This window comes from Candidatus Pelagibacter sp. PS_28 (assembly GCF_059417885.1).
The window spans coordinates 956,210-976,217 of the sequence record NZ_CM182070.1; the positions used below are offsets into that span (position 1 = coordinate 956,210).

At 25.6% G+C, this 20,008-nt stretch carries 15 protein-coding genes; 2 read left to right on the forward strand and 13 right to left on the reverse strand.

Annotated features, from left to right (window positions below):
* Positions 1-26: 26 nt before the first annotated feature.
* Positions 27-2,063 (forward strand): ATP-dependent helicase, encoded by a 2,037-nt coding sequence (locus AC5SMR_RS05215; RefSeq protein WP_494576523.1) that lies wholly within the window; start codon positions 27-29, stop codon positions 2,061-2,063.
* Positions 2,060-3,754 carry a M24 family metallopeptidase gene (locus AC5SMR_RS05220; protein ID WP_494576525.1) on the forward strand — a complete coding sequence of 565 codons (1,695 nt, stop codon included), beginning with the start codon at positions 2,060-2,062 and terminating at the stop codon, positions 3,752-3,754. The genes AC5SMR_RS05215 and AC5SMR_RS05220 overlap by 4 nt, the downstream gene beginning before the upstream one ends.
* Here AC5SMR_RS05220 and ligA read toward each other — a convergent pair.
* The 13 genes from ligA to murF form a co-directional block, all read right to left on the reverse strand.
* Complete coding sequence (ligA, locus tag AC5SMR_RS05225; protein WP_494576527.1) at positions 3,737-5,767, reverse strand: NAD-dependent DNA ligase LigA; 2,031 nt, start codon at positions 5,765-5,767, stop codon at positions 3,737-3,739. The two genes, AC5SMR_RS05220 and ligA, sit on opposite strands and share 18 nt — an antisense overlap.
* A 3-nt stretch (positions 5,768-5,770) precedes the next feature.
* Positions 5,771-6,598, reverse strand: a complete 828-nt coding sequence (locus AC5SMR_RS05230) for an outer membrane protein assembly factor BamD (protein ID WP_494576529.1) — start codon at positions 6,596-6,598, stop codon at positions 5,771-5,773.
* Between the two features lie 33 nt (positions 6,599-6,631).
* Positions 6,632-7,552 (reverse strand): UDP-3-O-acyl-N-acetylglucosamine deacetylase, encoded by a 921-nt coding sequence (gene lpxC / locus AC5SMR_RS05235; protein WP_494576531.1) that lies wholly within the window; start codon positions 7,550-7,552, stop codon positions 6,632-6,634.
* Between the two features lie 65 nt (positions 7,553-7,617).
* Positions 7,618-8,727: a cell division FtsA domain-containing protein gene (locus AC5SMR_RS05240; protein ID WP_494576533.1), complete on the reverse strand. Its 1,110-nt coding sequence runs from the start codon at positions 8,725-8,727 to the stop codon at positions 7,618-7,620.
* Positions 8,727-9,404 carry a cell division protein FtsQ/DivIB gene (locus tag AC5SMR_RS05245; RefSeq protein ID WP_494576535.1) on the reverse strand — a complete coding sequence of 226 codons (678 nt, stop codon included), beginning with the start codon at positions 9,402-9,404 and terminating at the stop codon, positions 8,727-8,729. Before AC5SMR_RS05245 ends, AC5SMR_RS05240 begins: the two co-directional genes overlap by 1 nt.
* The gene (locus AC5SMR_RS05250) at positions 9,385-10,299 is read right to left on the reverse strand and encodes a D-alanine--D-alanine ligase (RefSeq protein ID WP_494576537.1); all 915 of its coding nucleotides are present in this window, start codon (positions 10,297-10,299) and stop codon (positions 9,385-9,387) included. Before AC5SMR_RS05250 ends, AC5SMR_RS05245 begins: the two co-directional genes overlap by 20 nt.
* 1 nt (position 10,300) lies before the next feature.
* A complete protein-coding gene (gene murB / locus AC5SMR_RS05255) occupies positions 10,301-11,239 on the reverse strand; it encodes a UDP-N-acetylmuramate dehydrogenase (protein ID WP_494576539.1) in 939 nt (312 codons plus the stop codon).
* Complete coding sequence (gene murC, locus AC5SMR_RS05260) at positions 11,209-12,603, reverse strand: UDP-N-acetylmuramate--L-alanine ligase (RefSeq protein ID WP_494576541.1); 1,395 nt, start codon at positions 12,601-12,603, stop codon at positions 11,209-11,211. Before murC ends, murB begins: the two co-directional genes overlap by 31 nt.
* Positions 12,593-13,663 (reverse strand): UDP-N-acetylglucosamine--N-acetylmuramyl-(pentapeptide) pyrophosphoryl-undecaprenol N-acetylglucosamine transferase, encoded by a 1,071-nt coding sequence (locus AC5SMR_RS05265; protein ID WP_494576543.1) that lies wholly within the window; start codon positions 13,661-13,663, stop codon positions 12,593-12,595. The genes murC and AC5SMR_RS05265 overlap by 11 nt, the downstream gene beginning before the upstream one ends.
* Complete coding sequence (locus tag AC5SMR_RS05270; protein ID WP_494576545.1) at positions 13,664-14,788, reverse strand: FtsW/RodA/SpoVE family cell cycle protein; 1,125 nt, start codon at positions 14,786-14,788, stop codon at positions 13,664-13,666. It abuts the gene before it with no gap.
* Positions 14,785-16,080, reverse strand: a complete 1,296-nt coding sequence (gene murD, locus AC5SMR_RS05275) for a UDP-N-acetylmuramoyl-L-alanine--D-glutamate ligase (RefSeq protein ID WP_494576547.1) — start codon at positions 16,078-16,080, stop codon at positions 14,785-14,787. Before murD ends, AC5SMR_RS05270 begins: the two co-directional genes overlap by 4 nt.
* Entirely contained in the window at positions 16,080-17,165 is a 1,086-nt protein-coding gene (mraY, locus tag AC5SMR_RS05280) for a phospho-N-acetylmuramoyl-pentapeptide-transferase (RefSeq protein ID WP_494576549.1), read from the reverse strand. The genes murD and mraY overlap by 1 nt, the downstream gene beginning before the upstream one ends.
* Positions 17,155-20,001, reverse strand: a complete 2,847-nt coding sequence (gene murF, locus AC5SMR_RS05285) for a bifunctional UDP-N-acetylmuramoyl-L-alanyl-D-glutamate--2,6-diaminopimelate ligase MurE/UDP-N-acetylmuramoyl-tripeptide--D-alanyl-D-alanine ligase MurF (RefSeq protein WP_494576551.1) — start codon at positions 19,999-20,001, stop codon at positions 17,155-17,157. Before murF ends, mraY begins: the two co-directional genes overlap by 11 nt.
* Positions 20,002-20,008 lie beyond the last annotated feature (7 nt).

Consider the following 20,008-nt stretch of genomic DNA (forward strand, 5'->3'; position numbering starts at 1 on the left):
TAACAGCTTATAATCAAATTTAAAAAATGATAAACTCTGAATATTTAAACAACCTGAATAATGCACAAAAAGAAGCTGTTTTATATCTTGATGGACCGTTACTAATTGTTGCAGGAGCTGGATCTGGAAAAACGAAAGTTCTAACTTCAAGAATTGCTCATATAATCAACGAAAAAAAAGCTTTTCCAAACCAAATCTTATCAGTGACTTTTACTAATAAGGCTGCAAAAGAAATGCAAAACAGAGTAAGCTCAATATTAAATTCTGAGGCTATAGGGCTTTCTTGGCTTGGAACCTTTCACTCTATATGTGCAAAGCTACTTAGAAAGCATGCACCAGCAGCTGGATTAACCTCAAACTTTACAATTATTGATACAGATGACCAGGTAAGATTAATCAAAAATATATGTAAAGCTGAAAATATAGACATAAAACAATTAGCCCCAAAGTTTATTCTTTCAATAATTGATAGGTGGAAAAATAAAGGCTTCTATCCAGATGAAGTCGTTATCAATAAAAATGATATTTTTGAAAGAACTATACGTCCTCTATATAAAATTTATCAACAAAAGTTATTAGATTTAAATGCATGTGACTTTGGAGATTTAATTTTACACGTGGTCAAAATTTTAGAAAAAAATCAGGACATTAGAAATATTTATTCAAATAATTTTAAATATATACTTGTGGATGAATACCAAGATACTAATTATATACAAAGTAGATGGCTAAACTTGCTCTCAGAAAAGCATAAAAATTTGTGCTGTGTTGGAGATGACGATCAATCCATCTATAGTTGGCGTGGAGCAGAGATAAAAAATTTCTTAGAGTTTGATCAGGTATATAAAAATTCAAAAGTAATAAGATTAGAAGAAAATTATCGTTCCTCACAAAATATATTATCTGTTGCTTCAAATCTTATAGCTAACAATCAAAACAGAGTTGGAAAAACTTTAAAGACAACTATGGAGGAAGGAGATCTTGTTAAGCTTAATTGTTTTAAGAATGGAAAAGATGAAGCAATAGGGGTTTCTGATGAAATAGAAAAAAAACTTAAAAAAAAATATTCTTTTAATAATATTGCTATTCTAGTTAGAGCTATTTTTCAGACAAGAGAATTTGAAGAAAGATTTTTAAAAATTGGCTTACCCTACAGAATTCTTGGTGGGACAAAATTTTATGAAAGAGCAGAAATTAAAGATTGTGTTGCCTATTTAAGATTGATTCACCAGCCAAAAGATGATTTAGCTTTTGATAGAATAGTCAATAATCCTAAAAGAGCAATTGGAGAAAGTACTATAAAATTAATTCATGAATTTTCAATAACAAATGCTGTTAGTTTGGAAATTGCTTCTAAAAAATTAATTGAAGAAAATTTAATTAAACCCAAAACTAAAATCGGTCTTAGCTCTTTTTTATTCCTAATGGATAAGTGGAGGAATGACATTAATATTAAAAAAATTAACCATGTTAAATTATTACAACTAGTTTTAGATGAATCTGGTTATTCAAGTATGTTAAAAAACAAAAAAGATTTAGAAAATGAAAATAGACTTGAAAACATCAAAGAGCTTTTAAGTGCGATGAAAGATTTTGATAATTTAGAAAATTTTCTAGAACATGTTGCTCTTGCCACCTCTGTTGATCAGGATTGGGATGGAGAAAAAGTTAATATGATGACAATGCATGGATCTAAAGGACTTGAATTTGATGTGGTTTTCTTACCCGGTTGGGAAGAGGGTCTTTTCCCACACCAAAAATCTATTGAAGAGAAAGGCCAAAATGGGCTTGAAGAAGAAAGACGATTGGCATATGTGGGAATAACAAGGGCAAAAAAAAAAGCGCTAATATCTTTTGCTATGAATAGGTTTTATCAAGGAAATTGGATAGACAGTATGGCTTCAAGATTTATTGAAGAATTACCAGAAAAATTTCTAGAGAAGAATTCTTTTTTTGACGACTCTAAAGATAATGAAGAAGATTTTGAATTTAATCAAGATTTTGAAATTGAAGAAGGAACTAGAAGTCCTGGATGGATAAGATATCAAAAAAGAATTAAATGATTTTAAATAAAATAAAAATTCTAAGAAAAAAATTTAAACAATATAACATTGATGGTTATATTATTCCAAAAAATGATGAATATTTTTCTGAATATGCAAAAAATGATAGGTTAAAGAATATTACTGGATTTTCAGGTTCTGCAGGTTTTGCAGTAGTTTTAAAAAAACAAAATTATTTATTTGTTGATGGAAGGTATACTATTCAAGCACATCAACAGGCATCTAAAAATTTTAAGATTGTTGAAATTCATAAAAAACTTCCTCACACAATTATTAAGAATTTTAATTTAGGATATGACCCAACACTATTTACATCAAAATTACTTAATAAATATTTCAAGAATAATAACTTAATTTCAATTGACCAAAACTTAATTGACCAAATATTTAAATTCAAAGAAAAACTTACTAAACCATTCTACTCTTTAGACGCAAAAATTGTAGGGGAGCCATATAGTTCTAAAATTTCTAAAGTAGTGCAATTTCTTAAAAACAACAAAGCAGATTATTGTTTCATTTCTGCACCTGAAAATGTGGCATGGCTTTTAAATATTCGTGGATATGATAATCCAAATAGCCCAATTGCGAATGCAAGATTGATACTAAATAAAAAAAAAGAATTTTTTTTAATAACAAATGAAAAAAAATTAAAAAATCTCCTATTAGATAAAAAGATTAAAAAGAAACAAATTTTACCAATCAAATCACTTCCAAAATTTTTAGATAATTTAAAAGGTAAAAATTTTATTATTGATAATAAAACCTGCTCAATTTTTTATGAAAAAATAATTAAATCAAATTTTAATATACTTAAATTTGATGATCCTGTTTATGAATTAAAATCAATCAAAAATTCTAATGAAATAAAACATATGATCGAAGCCCATAAAAAAGATGGCTTAGCGTTAACAAGGTTTATTTATTGGATTAAAAATGTTAATAATAAAAAAATTACAGAAGTGTATGCGCAAAACAAATTAGAAAAATTCCGAAAACTAAATAAAGATTATTTATTTCCAAGTTTTGATACTATTGCTGGCGCTGGCTCAAATGGGGCAATTGTTCATTATAGGGCTAATAAAAAAACAACTAAAAAAATTGAACAGAATGATATTTTATTGGTAGATTCTGGTGGACAATATCATTACGGTACTACAGATGTTACAAGGACTATTTCATTCTTAAAACAAAACAAATTTATCAAAAATGCTTATACGAAGGTATTAAAAGGACATATTGCAGTTGCCTTAACAAATTTGAATAAAGATAACACTGGAAAAAAAATCGACATAAGAGCTAGAAAATTTTTAAAAAAAGAAGGTCAAGATTATGCTCACGGAACAGGACATGGAGTTGGTTTTTTTTTAAACGTCCACGAAGGACCTCAATCTATCTCAAAACATAATTTGATAAAGATAAAAAATGGAATGGTCTTGAGTAATGAACCTGGTTTTTATAAAAAAAACCACTTTGGTATTAGAATCGAAAACTTAATCTATGCCAAAAAAACCAAAAGAAGCTTTAATTTTGAAAACCTTACACTTGCTCCTTTAGAAAAAGATTTAATTAACTACGAGCTATTAAATAAAATAGAAAAAGATTATTTATTTAAATATCATTTAAGTATTTATTCAGAATTTTCTGGTTTGCTTAATAAAAAAGAAAGAAAGTGGTTAGCCACTCTTATTTAACATTTTTAACCATTCTGTCTGATTAATAATTTTTATATTCCACTCTTTAGCTGTGTTTATTTTTTTTAGAGTTGGTTTGGCTCCAGCAATTAAATAATCAAGTTTTTTATTAACGTTACTAATTATTTTTCCTGAATTTTGTTCTATCAATGATTTTGCTTCCGCCCTGCTTATTCCATTTAACTTTCCAGTTAACATAAAAGTTTTATTTTTTAACAATCCATTATTATTTATTAAAATTACATCTTTGATTAATAAATTTTTTTCTAACTCAGACAGCACTTTAAGATTAGTTTTATTTAGGAAAAATTTTTTAATGGATTGAATTTGAGTTATTCCAATTCCATCAATATTAGATAAACTTTCAACATTGTTTTCCCCTGATAGTCTAAAAAAATTAGATGCTGTTTTAAGGTGTCTTGCAATAAGCTTAGCATTTTCTTGTCCAATATGTCTTATTCCTAATGAATAAATAAATCGCTCTAGAGAAATATTTTTTTTTTCTTGAATTGAGAATTTTAAATTAGCAACTGATAATTTTCCCCATCCTTCGAATTCTTCTATTTTATTATAATTAAGCTTAAATATATCCTGTGGAAGTCTTACTAATTTTAGATTCCAAAAATTTTCAACAATTTTCTTACCAAATCCTTCTATGTTAAATGCGTCCTTAGAAACAAAATGTTTAATTCTCTCTATGGCAATTTTTTCACATTCAAACCCCTCACTAGCACACCTTCTTATGGCATCTTGTCTTTTAGTTGTCTCATTATAATCTTTAATTGTTTTGCTTCCACACGATGGGCACTTTAATGGAAAAATAAATTTCTTTGAGTTTAGTTTTCTTTTTTTTAAATCTACTGAAACTACATGTGGAATTACATCTCCAGCTCTTTCAACAGTGACCGTATCCCCTACTCTTATATCTTTTCTCACAATTTCATCTTCATTGTGAAGCGTTGCATTTGAAACTATTACTCCCCCTATATTAACTGGTTTAATTTTTGCAACCGGGGTAAGTGCACCCGTTCTACCAATTTGTATTTCAATATTCATTATTTCTGAAATTGAGCTATTAGCTGAAAACTTATGTGCTATCGCCCATCTTGGTGCATTAGCAGCAAAACCCAGTCTTTTTTGTAAATCAAAATCATTAACTTTATAAACAATTCCATCTATATCAAATGCCAGCTCTTTTCTTTTTTCCTCTAATTCTTTATAATTTAACATTAAATTTTTAACCCCAATAATTTTTTTATTAAATGGGTTTATTTTAAACCCCCATAATTTTAAATTTTCTAAGAAACTTGTTTGATTTTTGATTTTCATTTTTTTTTCATAACCATAGGTGTAGGCAATAAATTTTAATGGAATTTTTGCAGTTATTAATGAATTTTTTTGTCTTAATGATCCAGAAGCAGCATTTCTAGGGTTTGCAAACTTGTCTTTAATTTTTTTAAAATCATTATTTTCTATAAAAACTTCACCTCTAATATCTATTTCTTTAGGGAAGTTACTCTTAGTAATCTCCAAAGGTATATCCTTAATGGTTTTTAAATTTTGTGTAATATCCTCTCCTTCATTACCATCTCCTCTAGAAAGCCCTTTGGTTAATTTTCCATTAATATAAATTAGGGATGCAGATATTCCGTCAATTTTTGGTTCAGCACTATATTCGATAGAATTTACATCTTTTAAACTTAAGAAATTAATTATTTTTTTTTCAAAATTTTTTAAGTCTTCTTCATTAAAAGCATTTCCAAGCGACAACATTGGAACTTTATGTTTTATTTTTTGAAAGTTTTTTGATGGTTTAAAACCAACTATTTTTGTAGGTGATCGATCATTATTTAGAAATTTATACGAATTTTCTAAATCAATTATTTCTTTTTTAAGTAAATCATATTCTTGATCTGAAACAATTGGATTATCTTTGTCATAATAGTTTTTATTATATTCTTCTAATAAATTAATTTTATGTAAATAATCTTTACTTATTTTTTTATTATCCATTTATTAAAAAAGTTTTTTAAATTTTTCTTTTAAACTTTTTTTCTCACTTTTAATTTTATCTACTTCATATTCTTTATTAAATATATTGTAAGTTTTTTCATACCATTCACTAGATAGATAATTATACCCCAGTAAACTTGCATATTTTTTAGCTTCACCCTCTAAACCTATTTTATAATGAATTTCCACCAATCTATGTATTGCCTCTTCTGTGTAAATTGTGGTATCGTAATCTTTCAATATAGTTTTAAATCTATTAATTGCTGCTACCCATTTTTCTTTTTTTATATAATGTCTACCTAAATACATTTCTTTTGATGCCAAAATATCATTTATTAGGCCAATTTTAAATTTTGAGTCCAGAGCAAAATCAGTATTTGGGTAATTCTCAATTATAAATTCAAATTTTTTTTTAGCTTCCAGTAGTGGTTTGAGATCTTTTTTTTCTCCTTCGATATTTTCGTAATATGATAAACCCATCAAATAATACACATAATCTAATCTAGGGTCTTTTGGATATGTTTTTAAAAATCTTTCAAGATTGTATATAGCATTGAAATAATTGCCCTCAATGTAATAGGCGTAAGATGCCATTAAAGAAGATTTCGGTGCCCAATCAGATTGGGGGAACAATAATTCTGCTTCTAAAAATTTTTTTGCAGCAAAAAATGTATCATTTTCCTCTAAGGCTTTTACACCTTCTTTGTATGCTTGTATCATTTCGTCTTCTTGATTAATTTCTTTAATTAAAGAAATTTCCTTATCATTTTTTGAACAAGCGTTTAGGATCAGGATTGCTAATATTATTATTAATTTAGAAAAGAAATTCATTTAATTTTACTATAATTTATATAATAAAAAAAACTAAGCGATAGACCTTAAATGACTCTTATTTATGAAGGTATTTGGCAAATGTTTTTCAGTAATCTCTATTAATGAAAAATTTTCATCGTTTTGGAAAACTTTTCTCAATAATTGGTTAGTTAATTTATGTCCTCCTTGAGAACAAACAATTTTTCCAATTATTTTATAACCCGCTAGATATAAATCTCCCATACAATCTAAAATCTTATGGTTTACAAATTCTTTTTTATTTCTAAGACCTTTGTCATTTAAAATTTCATTGTCCTTAACAACTATTGCATTTTCAAGACTTCCTCCTTGAGCTAGGCCCATCTCTTTTAATTTTTCTATATCTTCAAATAAACAAAACGTTCTGGAGTTATAAATATCAGTCAAATCTGACTCAAATACACTTACCAAATTTCTTTGCGTTCCAATTAAGTTATTTTCATATTTTAGTTCAAAATCTATATCCAAACTAACTTTGCTTGGCTCTATAGAAATTGTTTTTTTACCATCATTAAATTCAATTCTTTTTTCAATTTTAATAATCTTTATTGGTGCTTCACTACTTTTTATTCCAACTTTTGATATTTCTTCAATAAAAATTTTTGCTGACCCATCGAGAATTGGTACTTCCTGATTATCAATCTCTACTAGTGCATTATCAATTCCTAAACCATATAATGCTCCCATTAAATGCTCTATTGTTGATATACTAACCCCACTTTCATTTGCTATGGTTGTACAAAATACTGCACTACTAACATTAAAAATATTTGGAACTACTATATTATTTTCTTTTAAATCAACTCTTTTAAAAAGAATTCCCGAATTTGGTTTTGCTGGCTTAACCGTCATAGTTACATTTGCTCCACTATGAAGCCCAACGCCTTTAAAGATAATATCTCTATTGATAGTTTTTTGATTAAGAACAGACATAATTATTCTTATAAATAATTGGTTTAAATTTAGAAAAACAACAAATGTTACGAGAAAATACTAGTCTATTTGAAAAAATGAAAAAGTTTTTCAAAAAAACCTTGTTTTATTTGTTTTTTTGGCACAACTACAACCTCTTGTTTGTCATACATTTTTCTTAGTTTGTACCCAGATTGACAAACATCACCTAGGGTTTCCTCTAAAAAATCAATATCTTTAGAAAATGAAATTTTATCTTTAAATTTATTATCTAAAATTTTTGATCCTTCTCCCATCAGTATCATCTTAGATTGGGTCTTTACCTTTGCATTTGAGACAAGAGATTTATCACATAATTCAAGAATCTCTTCCGTTCTAGCAAAAGCTATTTTTTGTAGCATTTCCAAAGAAAAATTTGGATTATCAGTATGTTCGTTATTTTTTTCAAAATTTAATTTAAGTTTTTCTGCTTCATTAATATCAATTTTTAAAAGTAGAGAAATATCTTTAGTAATATGGTTTCCACCTATCGGCAGAACGTCCAAAAAGATCAATTTATCATTATAAAAGGAAATAATTGATGTTTTTTTAAAAGCAATATCAATGAAAGATACCTCTCCTGTTAAATTTAAATTATTTTTATAATTGATTGATTTTGCATAACTAGAGCAAATTATTTGATTAATTGATATATTTAATTCTGAAAAAATATTTTTAAAGCTAAAGACTAATTCACTTGGAAGACAGATAAAAATAATGTCTAGCGATATAAATTGGCAATCGATTTCATCTGGTAACTCAGAATAATCAACATTATCAATTTTATAATTATTTATAATTATGTGTGCAATATTATAATCTGAATAATATTTTTTTATTTGCTGCTTTGCTTCTTGAATTAAAAATATGATATCATCTTGTCTTAATTTCAGTTCTTCAATTTTTTTAAATACAGAAATTGCAACAGAAATCGTTTTTGAACTATCTATCATCAAATCTATATTATCAATATATTCATTTGTGGATTTTTCTAGCGATGCAATAATTTTTTGAATATCTGGTTTAAGATTAAATTGCTCTGTATAAAAATTACTCTCAATAAAAAAAGGATTATTCTTACTTTCCCCATTAAATGCACCTGCTCTTATTTTTGAAGAACCACAGTCAATTATTATTTGAAATTTTTTATCACTCATTACTTAGCAACTAAATGATTTTTAATTCTCAAATCAATAAATTTAAAATCTTTAAAATTATCATTATTGATAAGTTCCTTAGATAAGTTTAATGACGCTACAATATGTTCTTGTGGTAGCTTAATCAAAATATCCTTATCAGTTAAAATATCCCATCTACCTGATGGGAAAAAAGATAATTCTTTTAAATTTGAAAAAGACCACATAGATTTTTCAATATTTTTTTTAAATGATAAAAAATCTTGAGAATTAAATTCACCAAAAATGTATGGGAGTAGTTCGTTGTTACTTTTATCTTCAATTAACTTACCATTGGCACCTACTAGATATTGACTATTATTAGAAACTCGAGCAATTAATTTAGTTGGTTTAATTTTAATGTTAAGTGTTGATGGGTAAATTTTTTTTATATTAAACTCTTGTATAATATTATGTTTTTCTAAAATTTTTATTATTTCTTCCTCATTAATGACAAATATACTTTTGTATAAAAGGTTATTAAGGTTATTTAGGATCTCCAAATTTTTTCTCTCAGAAAGACCTGTAATGTTTATTTTAGTTATTGATGAAGATAAATTTTTTTGATCGTTTATAAATTTTGCACTAGTAGTGCTTAAAATGAATAAAAATAATAAATAAATTATTATTTTATTTTTTTTACCTATTGATTGATGCATCTTTTAAAATCCATTCAATTAATTTTATAAAACTTATACCCTTATGTTTTGCAATCTCAGGGACTAATGAAAGTTTAGTCATTCCAGGCTGAGTATTAATCTCTAACAAATAAAACTTCCCGTTAAAAAATTTAAAGTCAGATCTTGTAACACCTTTACAGCCTATAATTTTATGAGCTGCTCTTGCTATGCCAGTAATTTTAGCTAGATTATTTTTACTCAAATCTACAGGAATTAAGTGCTTAGTCTTAGCACTAGAATTATATTTTGCCTCATAATCATAAAACTTTCTTTTAGGCTCAAGTTCAATTGCACCAAGTGATTTATTATTCATTATTGCAACTTGGATTTCTCTACCTGGTATAAATTCCTCAATTAATATTTCATTATAACTTTTTAATACTTTTAAGTTTTTTAATATATTGGTCTTGTCACAAATATATACATGAACGCTAGACCCTTCATTTATAGGTTTTACTACTACAGGGAATTTTAATTTTTTTTCAATTAATTTTATAATGTTAAGTTTATTTTTTTTATGATTAAATTTAATATATTTTGGAGTTAGTATTTTATTTTTTATAAAAATTTTTTTTGAAATTTCTTTATCCATTGCTATTGATGATGCAATTACACCTGAGTGTGTGTATGGAATTTTTTTAGTCTCTAAAATTGTTTGAATGTATCCATCCTCACCAAATTGTCCATGTAGCGCATTAAAGATAACATCTGGTTTAAATGAAGTGATATTCTTTGAAAGATTTTTATCAGGCTCACTAATTAAAACCTTATATCCATTTTTAATTAACTCTTTGGCAACTTGCTTTCCAGTATCTAAGCTAATTAACCGTTCCTTAGATATACCACCAGATAATATTAAGATTTTTTTTGTCATTTTATTTTAAAATTTTAATTTCTTTTTCTAGCACTATTCCAGTTTTTTTTTCCACACTTGTCTTAACAAATTCAATCAATTTATTCATATCCTCAAAACTAGCATTATTTTTATTTACAAAAAAATTACAGTGCTTATTTGAAATGTGAGCATCCCCAAAGCTTATATCTAGTGGTACAGAATCTTTTATCAGCTCCCAGACCTTTTTGTCAGTTTGATCAATTGGATTCTTGAATGTGCTACCACTTGTTTTTAATTTTGTTGGTTGTGCTTTATCTTTCTTTTTCTTTAATTCTAAAACTTCGTTTTCTATTTCTTCTTTATTTTTTTTTGTTCCTTTAAAAGATGCGCTTAAAAAAATTAAGTCCTCTTTTAAATCATTGCTTCGGTATTTAAATATAACTTTACTCGCTGGTATTGTAAAAACCTGTCCATTTTTATCAATTGCTTGGATTGATACTAGCACATCTTTAAACTCTTTATTAAAGCATCCAGCATTCATCTTTAATCCACCACCTATAGTACCAGGTATGCATGCTAAAAATTCAAATCCACCTATTCCATTTTTCAGTGCAAAATCAGAAAGCTTTTTATCAAGACAGGCACTGCCAGCTATAATGACATCATTTGGTAATATAGAGATGTTGGAAAAATTTTTTCCTAGTTTGATAACAACACCATCAAATTTTTCATCACTTATAAGAGTATTCGAGCCTGCACCTAAAATATGTATTTTTTCTTTTTCTCCAAATTTTTTTAAAAATAAAATTAAGTCAGGTAAATTATCTGGTCTAAAGTAAACTTTAGTTTGTCCACCAATATTAAACCAATTGCTCTTTTTTAAATCATAATCAAAGTTAATTTTACTACTAATTTCATTAGAAAATTTTCTTATTTCTTCAATGCTCATTAGATCAATTCTGGTAATTGTCTCATCCATGCAGAAATTGTACCAGCACCCATACCAACAACTATCTTTTTGCCAAAAATAGTATTTTTAATAAATTTTGCTAACTGGTACTGATCTTCAACCATAAACAATCTTACTTTTGAATTTTTAATAATATTTTTTGCAAAATTATTATATTTAAAACCTAATTTTATTTTTTCTCCAGCGGTATAAATAGGGCATAATATTACAACATCAGCTTTTTTAAATGATAAGCTGAATTCTTTTTTAAGATCTTTTAATCTGGAAATTCTGTGTGGTTGAAATATGCAAATCACTTCTTCCTTTTTATAAGCAGCTCGCACACCATTTAATACTTCTCTAATTTCAGTTGGATGATGGGCATAATCATCATAAAAATTAGTTTCTCTATGTGTAAAAATTTTATTAAATCTTCTTTGAACACCCTTAAATTCTTTTAATCCTTTTTTGATTATATTTTGTGATATTCCTATTGTTACTGCCACAGCAATTGCTGCTGTAGAGTTTCTAATATTGTGAATTCCTAATAATGGTAATTTAATTTTTCTTATTGTTAAATTCTTTTTTCCTGGCAAATTTATAGCTAAATCATATTGAGAATATTCTTTTTCTTGTTTTATATTCTTAATATAGAAATTTGATTTATTATCAGTTCCATATGTATAATAATTCTTCATTTTTAATTTACTTAATAAATCTTTATTATTCTTGTCATCTATACAAATAAAAGACTTCCCAAACGAAGGGGCCTTATTGATAAATTTTATAAATAATTCTTTAAGATCTTTCATTGAATTATAAAAATCCATATGCTCACGATCAATATTTGTTACTATAGAATAAGTTGGTGGCACATGTATAAAGCTTCCATCTGACTCATCAGCTTCTAATATACACCAATCACTTTTACCTAGTTTTGCAGAATTTTTTATTGCATTAAGGACACCTCCATTAATAATTGTTGGGTCCAATTTTGTCTTTGAAAATATTGAGGCTAATAAAGATGTAGTTGTTGTTTTTCCATGTGAACCGGTAACAACTATATTTTTTGTTAAAGAGACTATATTTGCCAACATCTCTCCTCTTTTATAAATAGGTAATTGTTTTAGTTTGGCTTCAATTAATTCAGGGTTATTATTTTTAATAGCTGACGAAATGACAACAATTGTTGCTTTTGCTATATTTTTTTTAGTATGACTAATTGTAATTTTGACCTTATCTTTTTTTAATCTTTCAATATTTTTATTTGCAAGGACGTCACTCCCTTGAACATTAAATCCCATCCTTTTCATAATGAGTGCAAGGCCACTCATTCCAATACCCCCTATACCAACAAAATGTATAATTTCAGTTTTAGCTAATTTAATTTTCATTAATAACAGATATAATTTTCAGATTTATATTATTCCATGTGTTTTCATAGTTAAAATTCTTCATGTTCTTTTTTTTAACAAGATATTCTTCTTTATTATCAATAATATTAATTAGTTTATTGAGTAATGTTTTCTCATCTATTTCTTTTTGATTTAACAACCAATTAAAGCCAAGTTTATTATAAAAATGTGCATTTTCAAATTGATGGTTATCTTTCGCGGTTGGCAAAGGTATTGCTAAATATGGAGTCTCAGTAAAATTTAACTCAGCTAATGTTGATGCTCCTGCTCTAGTAATGCACAGGTCTGTTTTTTGCATAAAATTTATGACATCATCGTTAAAATTGAATAATTCACATTGAATATTCTTATCTTCGTAAGTTTTTTTAAAACTTTCAAAGTTAATAGAACTAGTTTGTTGGTAAATTTTTAGTTTATATTTTTTAGCTAATTCAATAATTGCATTTTTAACTAAATCATCAAATATTTTAGCCCCTTGACTACCACCTATTATAAGCAAATTAATTGTATCTAAGGATTTATTGTAATCTCTCTTATTATAAAAATTTTTTCTTAATAATGCTGGAATTACTTTAATTTTATTTTTAAATTTAATAGGAAATTTTTTGACATTATTAGAATAACAAAATATTTTTTGACAGTAACTTAAAAAAAATTTGTTTGATCTACCTAAAACCATATTTGGTTCAAATAACAACAGCTTAATATTTAAAATTCTAGCTCCTAAGCATAAGGGTAGCGACATGTATCCGCCTGTCGAAATTAATGTATCAATTTTATTTTTTCTTAAAAAAGAAATTGATTTAAAAATCAAAAATATCATAAAAATAAAATCAAGTGGTATTATTAATAAGTTTTTTGAAATTGGTCTCACATTAAATATTTTTAAATTGTACTCATCTTTGTTTAAAAATTTGACACCCCTAAAGTCAGATGTCATTGAAACATCAAAATTTCCCTCTAAATGTTTATATATTATGGTTGCGGGTATGACGTGACCTCCTGATCCACCAGTACTAATTAGTATTTTTTTATTCATTTAATTAATTTTTCTTTTTGTTAAATTTAAAATTATTCCAGATAATATAGAAACTCCTATAATTGAAGAACCCCCATAACTTAAAAATGGCAATGTCATTCCTGTTGTGGGAAATAGTCTTATATTCACCCCAAGATGTATTAATGCTTGAAAAATTATTAGACTTATTGCTCCAGTTAGCACTAGTTTATTTTTTTCACTTTTTTCTAAGTAAATTTTTTTAAAAATAGAGTAAATAAAAAATAAAAATAAAATTAATAAAAATATTATTGCAATAACACCAAACTCCTCTGAGATAACTGAAACTATATAGTCGGTATGAGCCTCTGGAACTCTTGTTTTTAAGGTACCTTCTCCTATTCCTTTGCCAAAAAAACCACCACTACTGATTGCTTCTATAGCTTTATCAGATTGAAAATTATGGGTTCCACCATCAGGGTTAAAGAAAGAGAGTATACGACTTTTAATATAAATAAATTTTGGGATAAAAAAAACTACGCATAGCAGGCTTATAATAGAAAGACTTATAAATAATAAAATGAATAATAAGTTTATGCCAGATACAAAAACTAATATTGCCCACGATAAAAACACTAAAAGTGTTTGACCGATGTCAGGCTGCATTATTAATAGTAACCCAGTTGGGATAATGGCGATAACAGTCAATAAATATTTGATATAAATATTATAATTTTTTTCACTACATAAAATTGTTGCAACAAAAATAATTATAAATGGTTTTAGTAATTCAATTGGTTGAAATTGAGGAAGAAAAAAAAGATTTAACCATCTTTTTGATCCTTTAACTTCAGTTCCAAAAATTGGAACTAAAAATAAAAAAAATAAAATAATAAAAAAAAGATAAATAGAGACTCTAAAAAGATTCTTTTCACTTAGAGAAGAGAAAAACACTAAGGTCAATAAGCCAATAAAAATATAGACCAAATGTTTAAAAAAGAAAAAATAATTATTTGTATCTAATTTATCAGAAGCAATTAATGAGGTTGAAACTAAAGAAAAAAATAAACCCAAACTAAACAAAATTATTATTAATAAAAGAATTGTTTTATCTATATTTTTCCACCAGTTATAATATATTGAGTTGAGTGAACTATTATTTATCATTTTATATAATTTTTAACAAGTTTATTAAAATATTTACCTCTCTCTTCAAAGTTTTTAAAACTATCAAATGATGCAGAGGCTGGACTAAAAAGAATTGTTTTTTTAATAAAATTATTTTCATTTTTAATATCTAAAAAAATCTTAGCAATTAGACTCTTTAAATTTAAAAATGATTTAAACGCCATTTTATTTTTTAATTCATTAATAAAAAATTTTTGATTTTTACCAAAAATATATAATTTGATCTTTTTACAATCATTTTTTTTAAGTAGAAATTTATCTCCTTTTTTAGGTAAACCACCTATTATCCAATAAATATTTTTTAATGATTTCAATAATTTTTCTGATGAAGAAAAGCTTGTTGCTTTAGAATCATTAATAATTTTTAAAAATTTAGAATTATGAATTATTTCTTGTCTAAAACTTAGTCCTTTAAAATTTTTTAATGATTTTAATAGCAAGTTATTCTTTAACTTTAATATCTTTGAAACCTTCAGCACAAATGTCAAATTTTCTTTATTACCATCTGTATCAAAATAATGATTATCAATTTTTTTAATAAACCTATCACTTATATATTTTTCTATTTTCAAAATTGATGGTGCAAATTTTTTTTGCTTTAATTTTCTTTTAATATAAAAATTTTTTGTATTTAAAATTGCAATATCATTTTTAGATTGATTTTTTATTAATTTAAATTTAGCACTTACATATTTATTTATAGTCTTGTGTCTTTCGAGGTGATCTGGTGAAATGTTTAAGATTAAAGATATATTTGTTTTAAATAACTTGCTGTATTCTAGTTGATAGGATGAAGCTTCTATTACAAATAAAGTGTCTTTTTTGATCTTTTTTTCAAGTAAAACTGGATTTCCTATATTACCAACTAAACGAACATCTTTTTTTTGATCCTTTAATATATCGTACAAAAGCTTAGCAGTAGTTGATTTTCCGTTTGTTCCTGTAATAGTTATTTTTTGATTAAAAGCATATCGACTATAAAAAATGTCTAAATCTGTATAAATTTTTTTATGATTTTTTTTTAAAAATCTACTTAATTTACAATTATTAATATCTATTCCTGGACTAATTATAATACAGTCAAATTCTTTTTTAACTATTTCTTTGTATGTTGTGTGAGTTTCTTTTATATTTTTTTTAGTAATTATTCGATCATCATATAAACTAATAATATTATTTTTTTTTAAATAACTATAAGTGGATAGACCACTTTTACCCAGACCATAAATCAGTATTCTTTTTTTTAAAAAGTTTTTTTCTAGATTTAACATTATCTAAGTTTTAATGTCGCTAATCCAATCATTGCTAAGATTATTGATATAATCCAAAACCTAATTACAACTGTTGACTCTGCCCAACCTTTTTTTTCAAAATGATGATGTATAGGTGCCATTCTAAAAATTCTTTTACCTGTAAGTTTGAATGAAAATACTTGGATTATAACTGATACAGCTTCTAACACAAATAGCCCACCTGTTATTGCTAAAACAATCTCATGTTTAGTAATAATGCCAATTGCCCCTAAAGATCCACCTAATGCTAATGAACCAGTATCGCCCATAAATATTTTAGCAGGTGGAGCATTGAACCATAAAAATCCTAAACAAGCTCCAATAATTGATCCACAAAAAACAGAAACTTCCCCCATACCTTCAAGATAGGGAATATTTAAATATTCAGAAAATACAATATTGCCCGTTACGTAACTAATAAATGCAAAACATGCTGCAACTAATATCACTGGCACTGTTGCTAAGCCGTCTAAACCATCTGTTAAATTAACTGCGTTGGAGGATCCAACAATTATAAAAATTGAAAATGGAATAAAAAACCATCCAAGATTAATAATTAAATTTTTAAAAAAAGGAAAATATAAATTTGTAAGTTCAGTGTTTTGAGATAATTGAGTTAAACCATAAATTCCAACAATGGCTATTAAAATTTGAGAAATAATCTTAAATTTAAATGAAACACCAGATGAATTTTTAAACTTAATTTTTTTATAATCATCATATGCACCTAATAGCCCAAACCCTGAAACAATAAATAACAAAAACCATATATGGTAATTTGATAAATCACCCCAAAGTAATATTCCTGAAAAAAGTCCAAGTAAAATTAAAACACCTCCCATTGTTGGTGTTCCAATTTTCTTAACGATATGTTCAGTAGGACCATCATCTCTTATTGGATCTAATATTTTTCTTGCTGAAAAAAATTTAATAAAAGGAGTACCAATTAATAAAACTACAAACATTGATGTAAACATCGAAAGGCCCGTTCTAAAAGTTAAATACTTAAATACATTTAGAAAACTGTATTGGTCAATTAATTGAGTAATAAGACTATAAAGCATTAAACTTTCCAGTTTTTAATTTGTTAACTAGATTGTTAAGTCCAGTAGAGTTTGAACCCTTAATCATTAAATAATCATTATTATTTAAATCATTTTTAATCAAATCAATTATTTTAGACTTATCTTTCAAAATGACCCCTCTTCGATGCTTATCAAGGTTTTTATAAGTATGTAAAATATGTTTGCCCACTACATTAATATTTTTAAGAGAAGTTTTATTAATTTCTTTGCCAGCCTCTAAGTGTAATTTCTTTGAATAATTTCCTAACTCCAACATGTCACTCAGTATTAATCTTTTTTTAGAATTATCAATTTTTAATTCATCAAAATTTTTTATAGCAGACTTTAATGACAATGGATTAGAGTTATAACTTTCATCTACAATGTAAATACTCTTTTTGTTTAATTTAACTTTTATAATATCACCACGGCCTTTTACCATCTCATAATCAAGAAATATATTTTTATCTAATTTTTGTGTATCTTTAAAAATTGATATAATTGCAATTGTGGCTAATAAGTTTTTTAAATTATTTTCAAAAATTAATCTTACATAAAAATAAGTTTGTTTTTTATTAATATTTACAAATATTTTGTATTTAGATTTTTCTTTAACTATTTTTTCTAGATAAATATTTGCTGATTTATTTTTTAAACTAAATGTAAAAATATTTATGTTTTTTTTCTTGGCAATTTTTTTATGTAAATTATAAAATCTGTCATCTTGGTTTAAAACAAGAATTCCATTTGTTTTTATATTATTAATAATTTCTGACTTTGCTAAAGCTACTTGATGAATGTTTTTAAAGTTTTTAATATGTGCGTAGGAAATATTTGTAATAACACCCACATCAGGCTTGATAATTTTTGATAGATAATCAATCTCACCTTTTTTATCCATTCCAATCTCAAAAATACCAAATTCATCATTTTTTTTTAGATTAAATAAACTTAATGGTACACCAAATTTATTATTAAAAGATTTTGGTGAATAAGTTACATTACTAATCTTACTTAAAGTTTTTCCTAACAATTCTTTAAGAGAAGTTTTTCCACAACTGCCTGTTATAGATATAATTTTACTAGATAAATTTTCTCTTAATTTTGATGAAGCCTCTGTTAAAAGTTGCAACGTATCATCTACTACAATTTTTTTTTTAGATTTTTTTTGATTGTTAGCTATTACTAATGATGCACCATTTTGGAAAGCTTCATTAACATATAGATTTCCATCTTTATTATTTCCTTTTATTGCAAAAAATATGTCATTTTTTTTTATTGTTTTTGAATTAATTGCTGCATTTTTTATTTTTATATTTGAATTAATTTGGGGAGAGTTGCTGATTTCTTTTAAAATATTTATTTTAATATTAGTTGAAAGAATTTTATTTTTTAATTTAATATTTTTAAGTATTTCTAATCTGTCAGAAAATTTGTTTACAAAATTTCCATAATCTTGTGTCTGTTCATGACCTTTACCTGCAATAACTAAGATATCACCAGTTTTTAAGTCTAATATAGCCTTATGAATAGCTTTAGACCTGCTTGAAATCTCAAAAACTTTTGATTTATCAATAGTTTTTTTAATAGCTAGTCTTATTTTTTTTGGATTTTCGTCTCTTGGATTGTCGTCAGTTAAATAAACTCTGTCACAATATTGATTGGCTATTTTTCCCATTATGGGTCTCTTGTCTTTATCTCTATTACCACCACATCCAAATACAATGAAAATTCTTTTATTTTCAAATTGTTCTTTCAAATTAGTCAAACAAGTTTTTAATGCATCAGGTGTATGGGCATAATCTAAAATAACCTTTGAATTATTTTTTAAAGTTCCAATTTTTTCAAACCTACCAATTACTGATTTTACTCTTGAAGCTAATTTAACTATTTGATCAAATTTTAAATTACTTTTTTTAGCAGCAAGCATTGCCATAAATAAGTTTTTTAATTGAATTTTACCAATTAAGTTTATTTGTAATTTATAATGTTTCTGATTATATTTAATTTCAACTATTTGTTTATCATCCCTAAATTGATGAGAATAAATGTCTATTCCATTATTACTTTTTGATAAAGCCTGAAGATCCAATTTATTATTTAGCGATATTCTTTTTAAATTTTTATATTCGGGAATTTTACTATCGGTGATGATAGTTCCTCTAGGTTTTAATAACTTCTCAAAAAGATATAACTTTGATTTGAGATAATCATTAAATGTTTTGTGATAATCTAAATGATCATGAGACAAATTTGTAAAAATTGTAGTATTAAATTTTAAACCATCAAGTCTATTTTGCTTAAGACCATGACTAGAAGCTTCCATTATAACATTGTCAATTTTTTGTTTTTTTAAATCATTTAATATTTTGCTTAATTTAATTGGATCTAATGTTGTATTAGAAACTTTCTTTAAACTATTTTTTGTCTTAACTCCTAATGTTCCAATAGAAGCTACTTTTTTATTACCTAAGTTGAGTAGCTGAAAATAAAAATCTGCAATTGATGACTTTCCATTTGTTCCTGTTACAGCAATTAAATTTTTAGGTATATTTTTTTTTGTCTTATATGATAATTCTGATAATACTTTTCTTACATTTTTTGATCTTAAAAATAACACTTTATTTTTAATACCTTCAAATTTTTGCTCTGAAATAATAACTGTTGCACCCTTTTTAATTGCATGGTCTATGAATTTAGTTCCATCTGATTTTGTTCCTTGGATTGCAAAAAAAATATAATCTTTTTTACAATCTTCACTGTTAAAACTAAGACCAACAAACTGATGATTTTTAAATTCTTTTTTAATATTTTTAAGGAAGTTGCCAATCAACATATAAGTA

Coding starts and splice junctions, on each gene's coding strand:
- AC5SMR_RS05245 (WP_494576535.1), bottom strand. CDS start 9,404: ATGCATCAATCAATAGGTAAAAAAAATAAAATAATAATTTATTTATTA.
- murD (WP_494576547.1), bottom strand. CDS start 16,080: ATGTTAAATCTAGAAAAAAACTTTTTAAAAAAAAGAATACTGATTTAT.
- AC5SMR_RS05265 (WP_494576543.1), bottom strand. CDS start 13,663: ATGAATAAAAAAATACTAATTAGTACTGGTGGATCAGGAGGTCACGTC.
- AC5SMR_RS05230 (WP_494576529.1), bottom strand. CDS start 6,598: ATGAATTTCTTTTCTAAATTAATAATAATATTAGCAATCCTGATCCTA.
- AC5SMR_RS05215 (WP_494576523.1), top strand. CDS start 27: ATGATAAACTCTGAATATTTAAACAACCTGAATAATGCACAAAAAGAA.
- AC5SMR_RS05270 (WP_494576545.1), bottom strand. CDS start 14,788: ATGATAAATAATAGTTCACTCAACTCAATATATTATAACTGGTGGAAA.
- ligA (WP_494576527.1), bottom strand. CDS start 5,767: ATGGATAATAAAAAAATAAGTAAAGATTATTTACATAAAATTAATTTA.
- murB (WP_494576539.1), bottom strand. CDS start 11,239: ATGGATGAGACAATTACCAGAATTGATCTAATGAGCATTGAAGAAATA.
- AC5SMR_RS05220 (WP_494576525.1), top strand. CDS start 2,060: ATGATTTTAAATAAAATAAAAATTCTAAGAAAAAAATTTAAACAATAT.
- murF (WP_494576551.1), bottom strand. CDS start 20,001: ATGTTGATTGGCAACTTCCTTAAAAATATTAAAAAAGAATTTAAAAAT.
- murC (WP_494576541.1), bottom strand. CDS start 12,603: ATGAAAATTAAATTAGCTAAAACTGAAATTATACATTTTGTTGGTATA.
- AC5SMR_RS05240 (WP_494576533.1), bottom strand. CDS start 8,727: ATGAGTGATAAAAAATTTCAAATAATAATTGACTGTGGTTCTTCAAAA.
- mraY (WP_494576549.1), bottom strand. CDS start 17,165: ATGCTTTATAGTCTTATTACTCAATTAATTGACCAATACAGTTTTCTA.
- AC5SMR_RS05250 (WP_494576537.1), bottom strand. CDS start 10,299: ATGACAAAAAAAATCTTAATATTATCTGGTGGTATATCTAAGGAACGG.
- lpxC (WP_494576531.1), bottom strand. CDS start 7,552: ATGTCTGTTCTTAATCAAAAAACTATCAATAGAGATATTATCTTTAAA.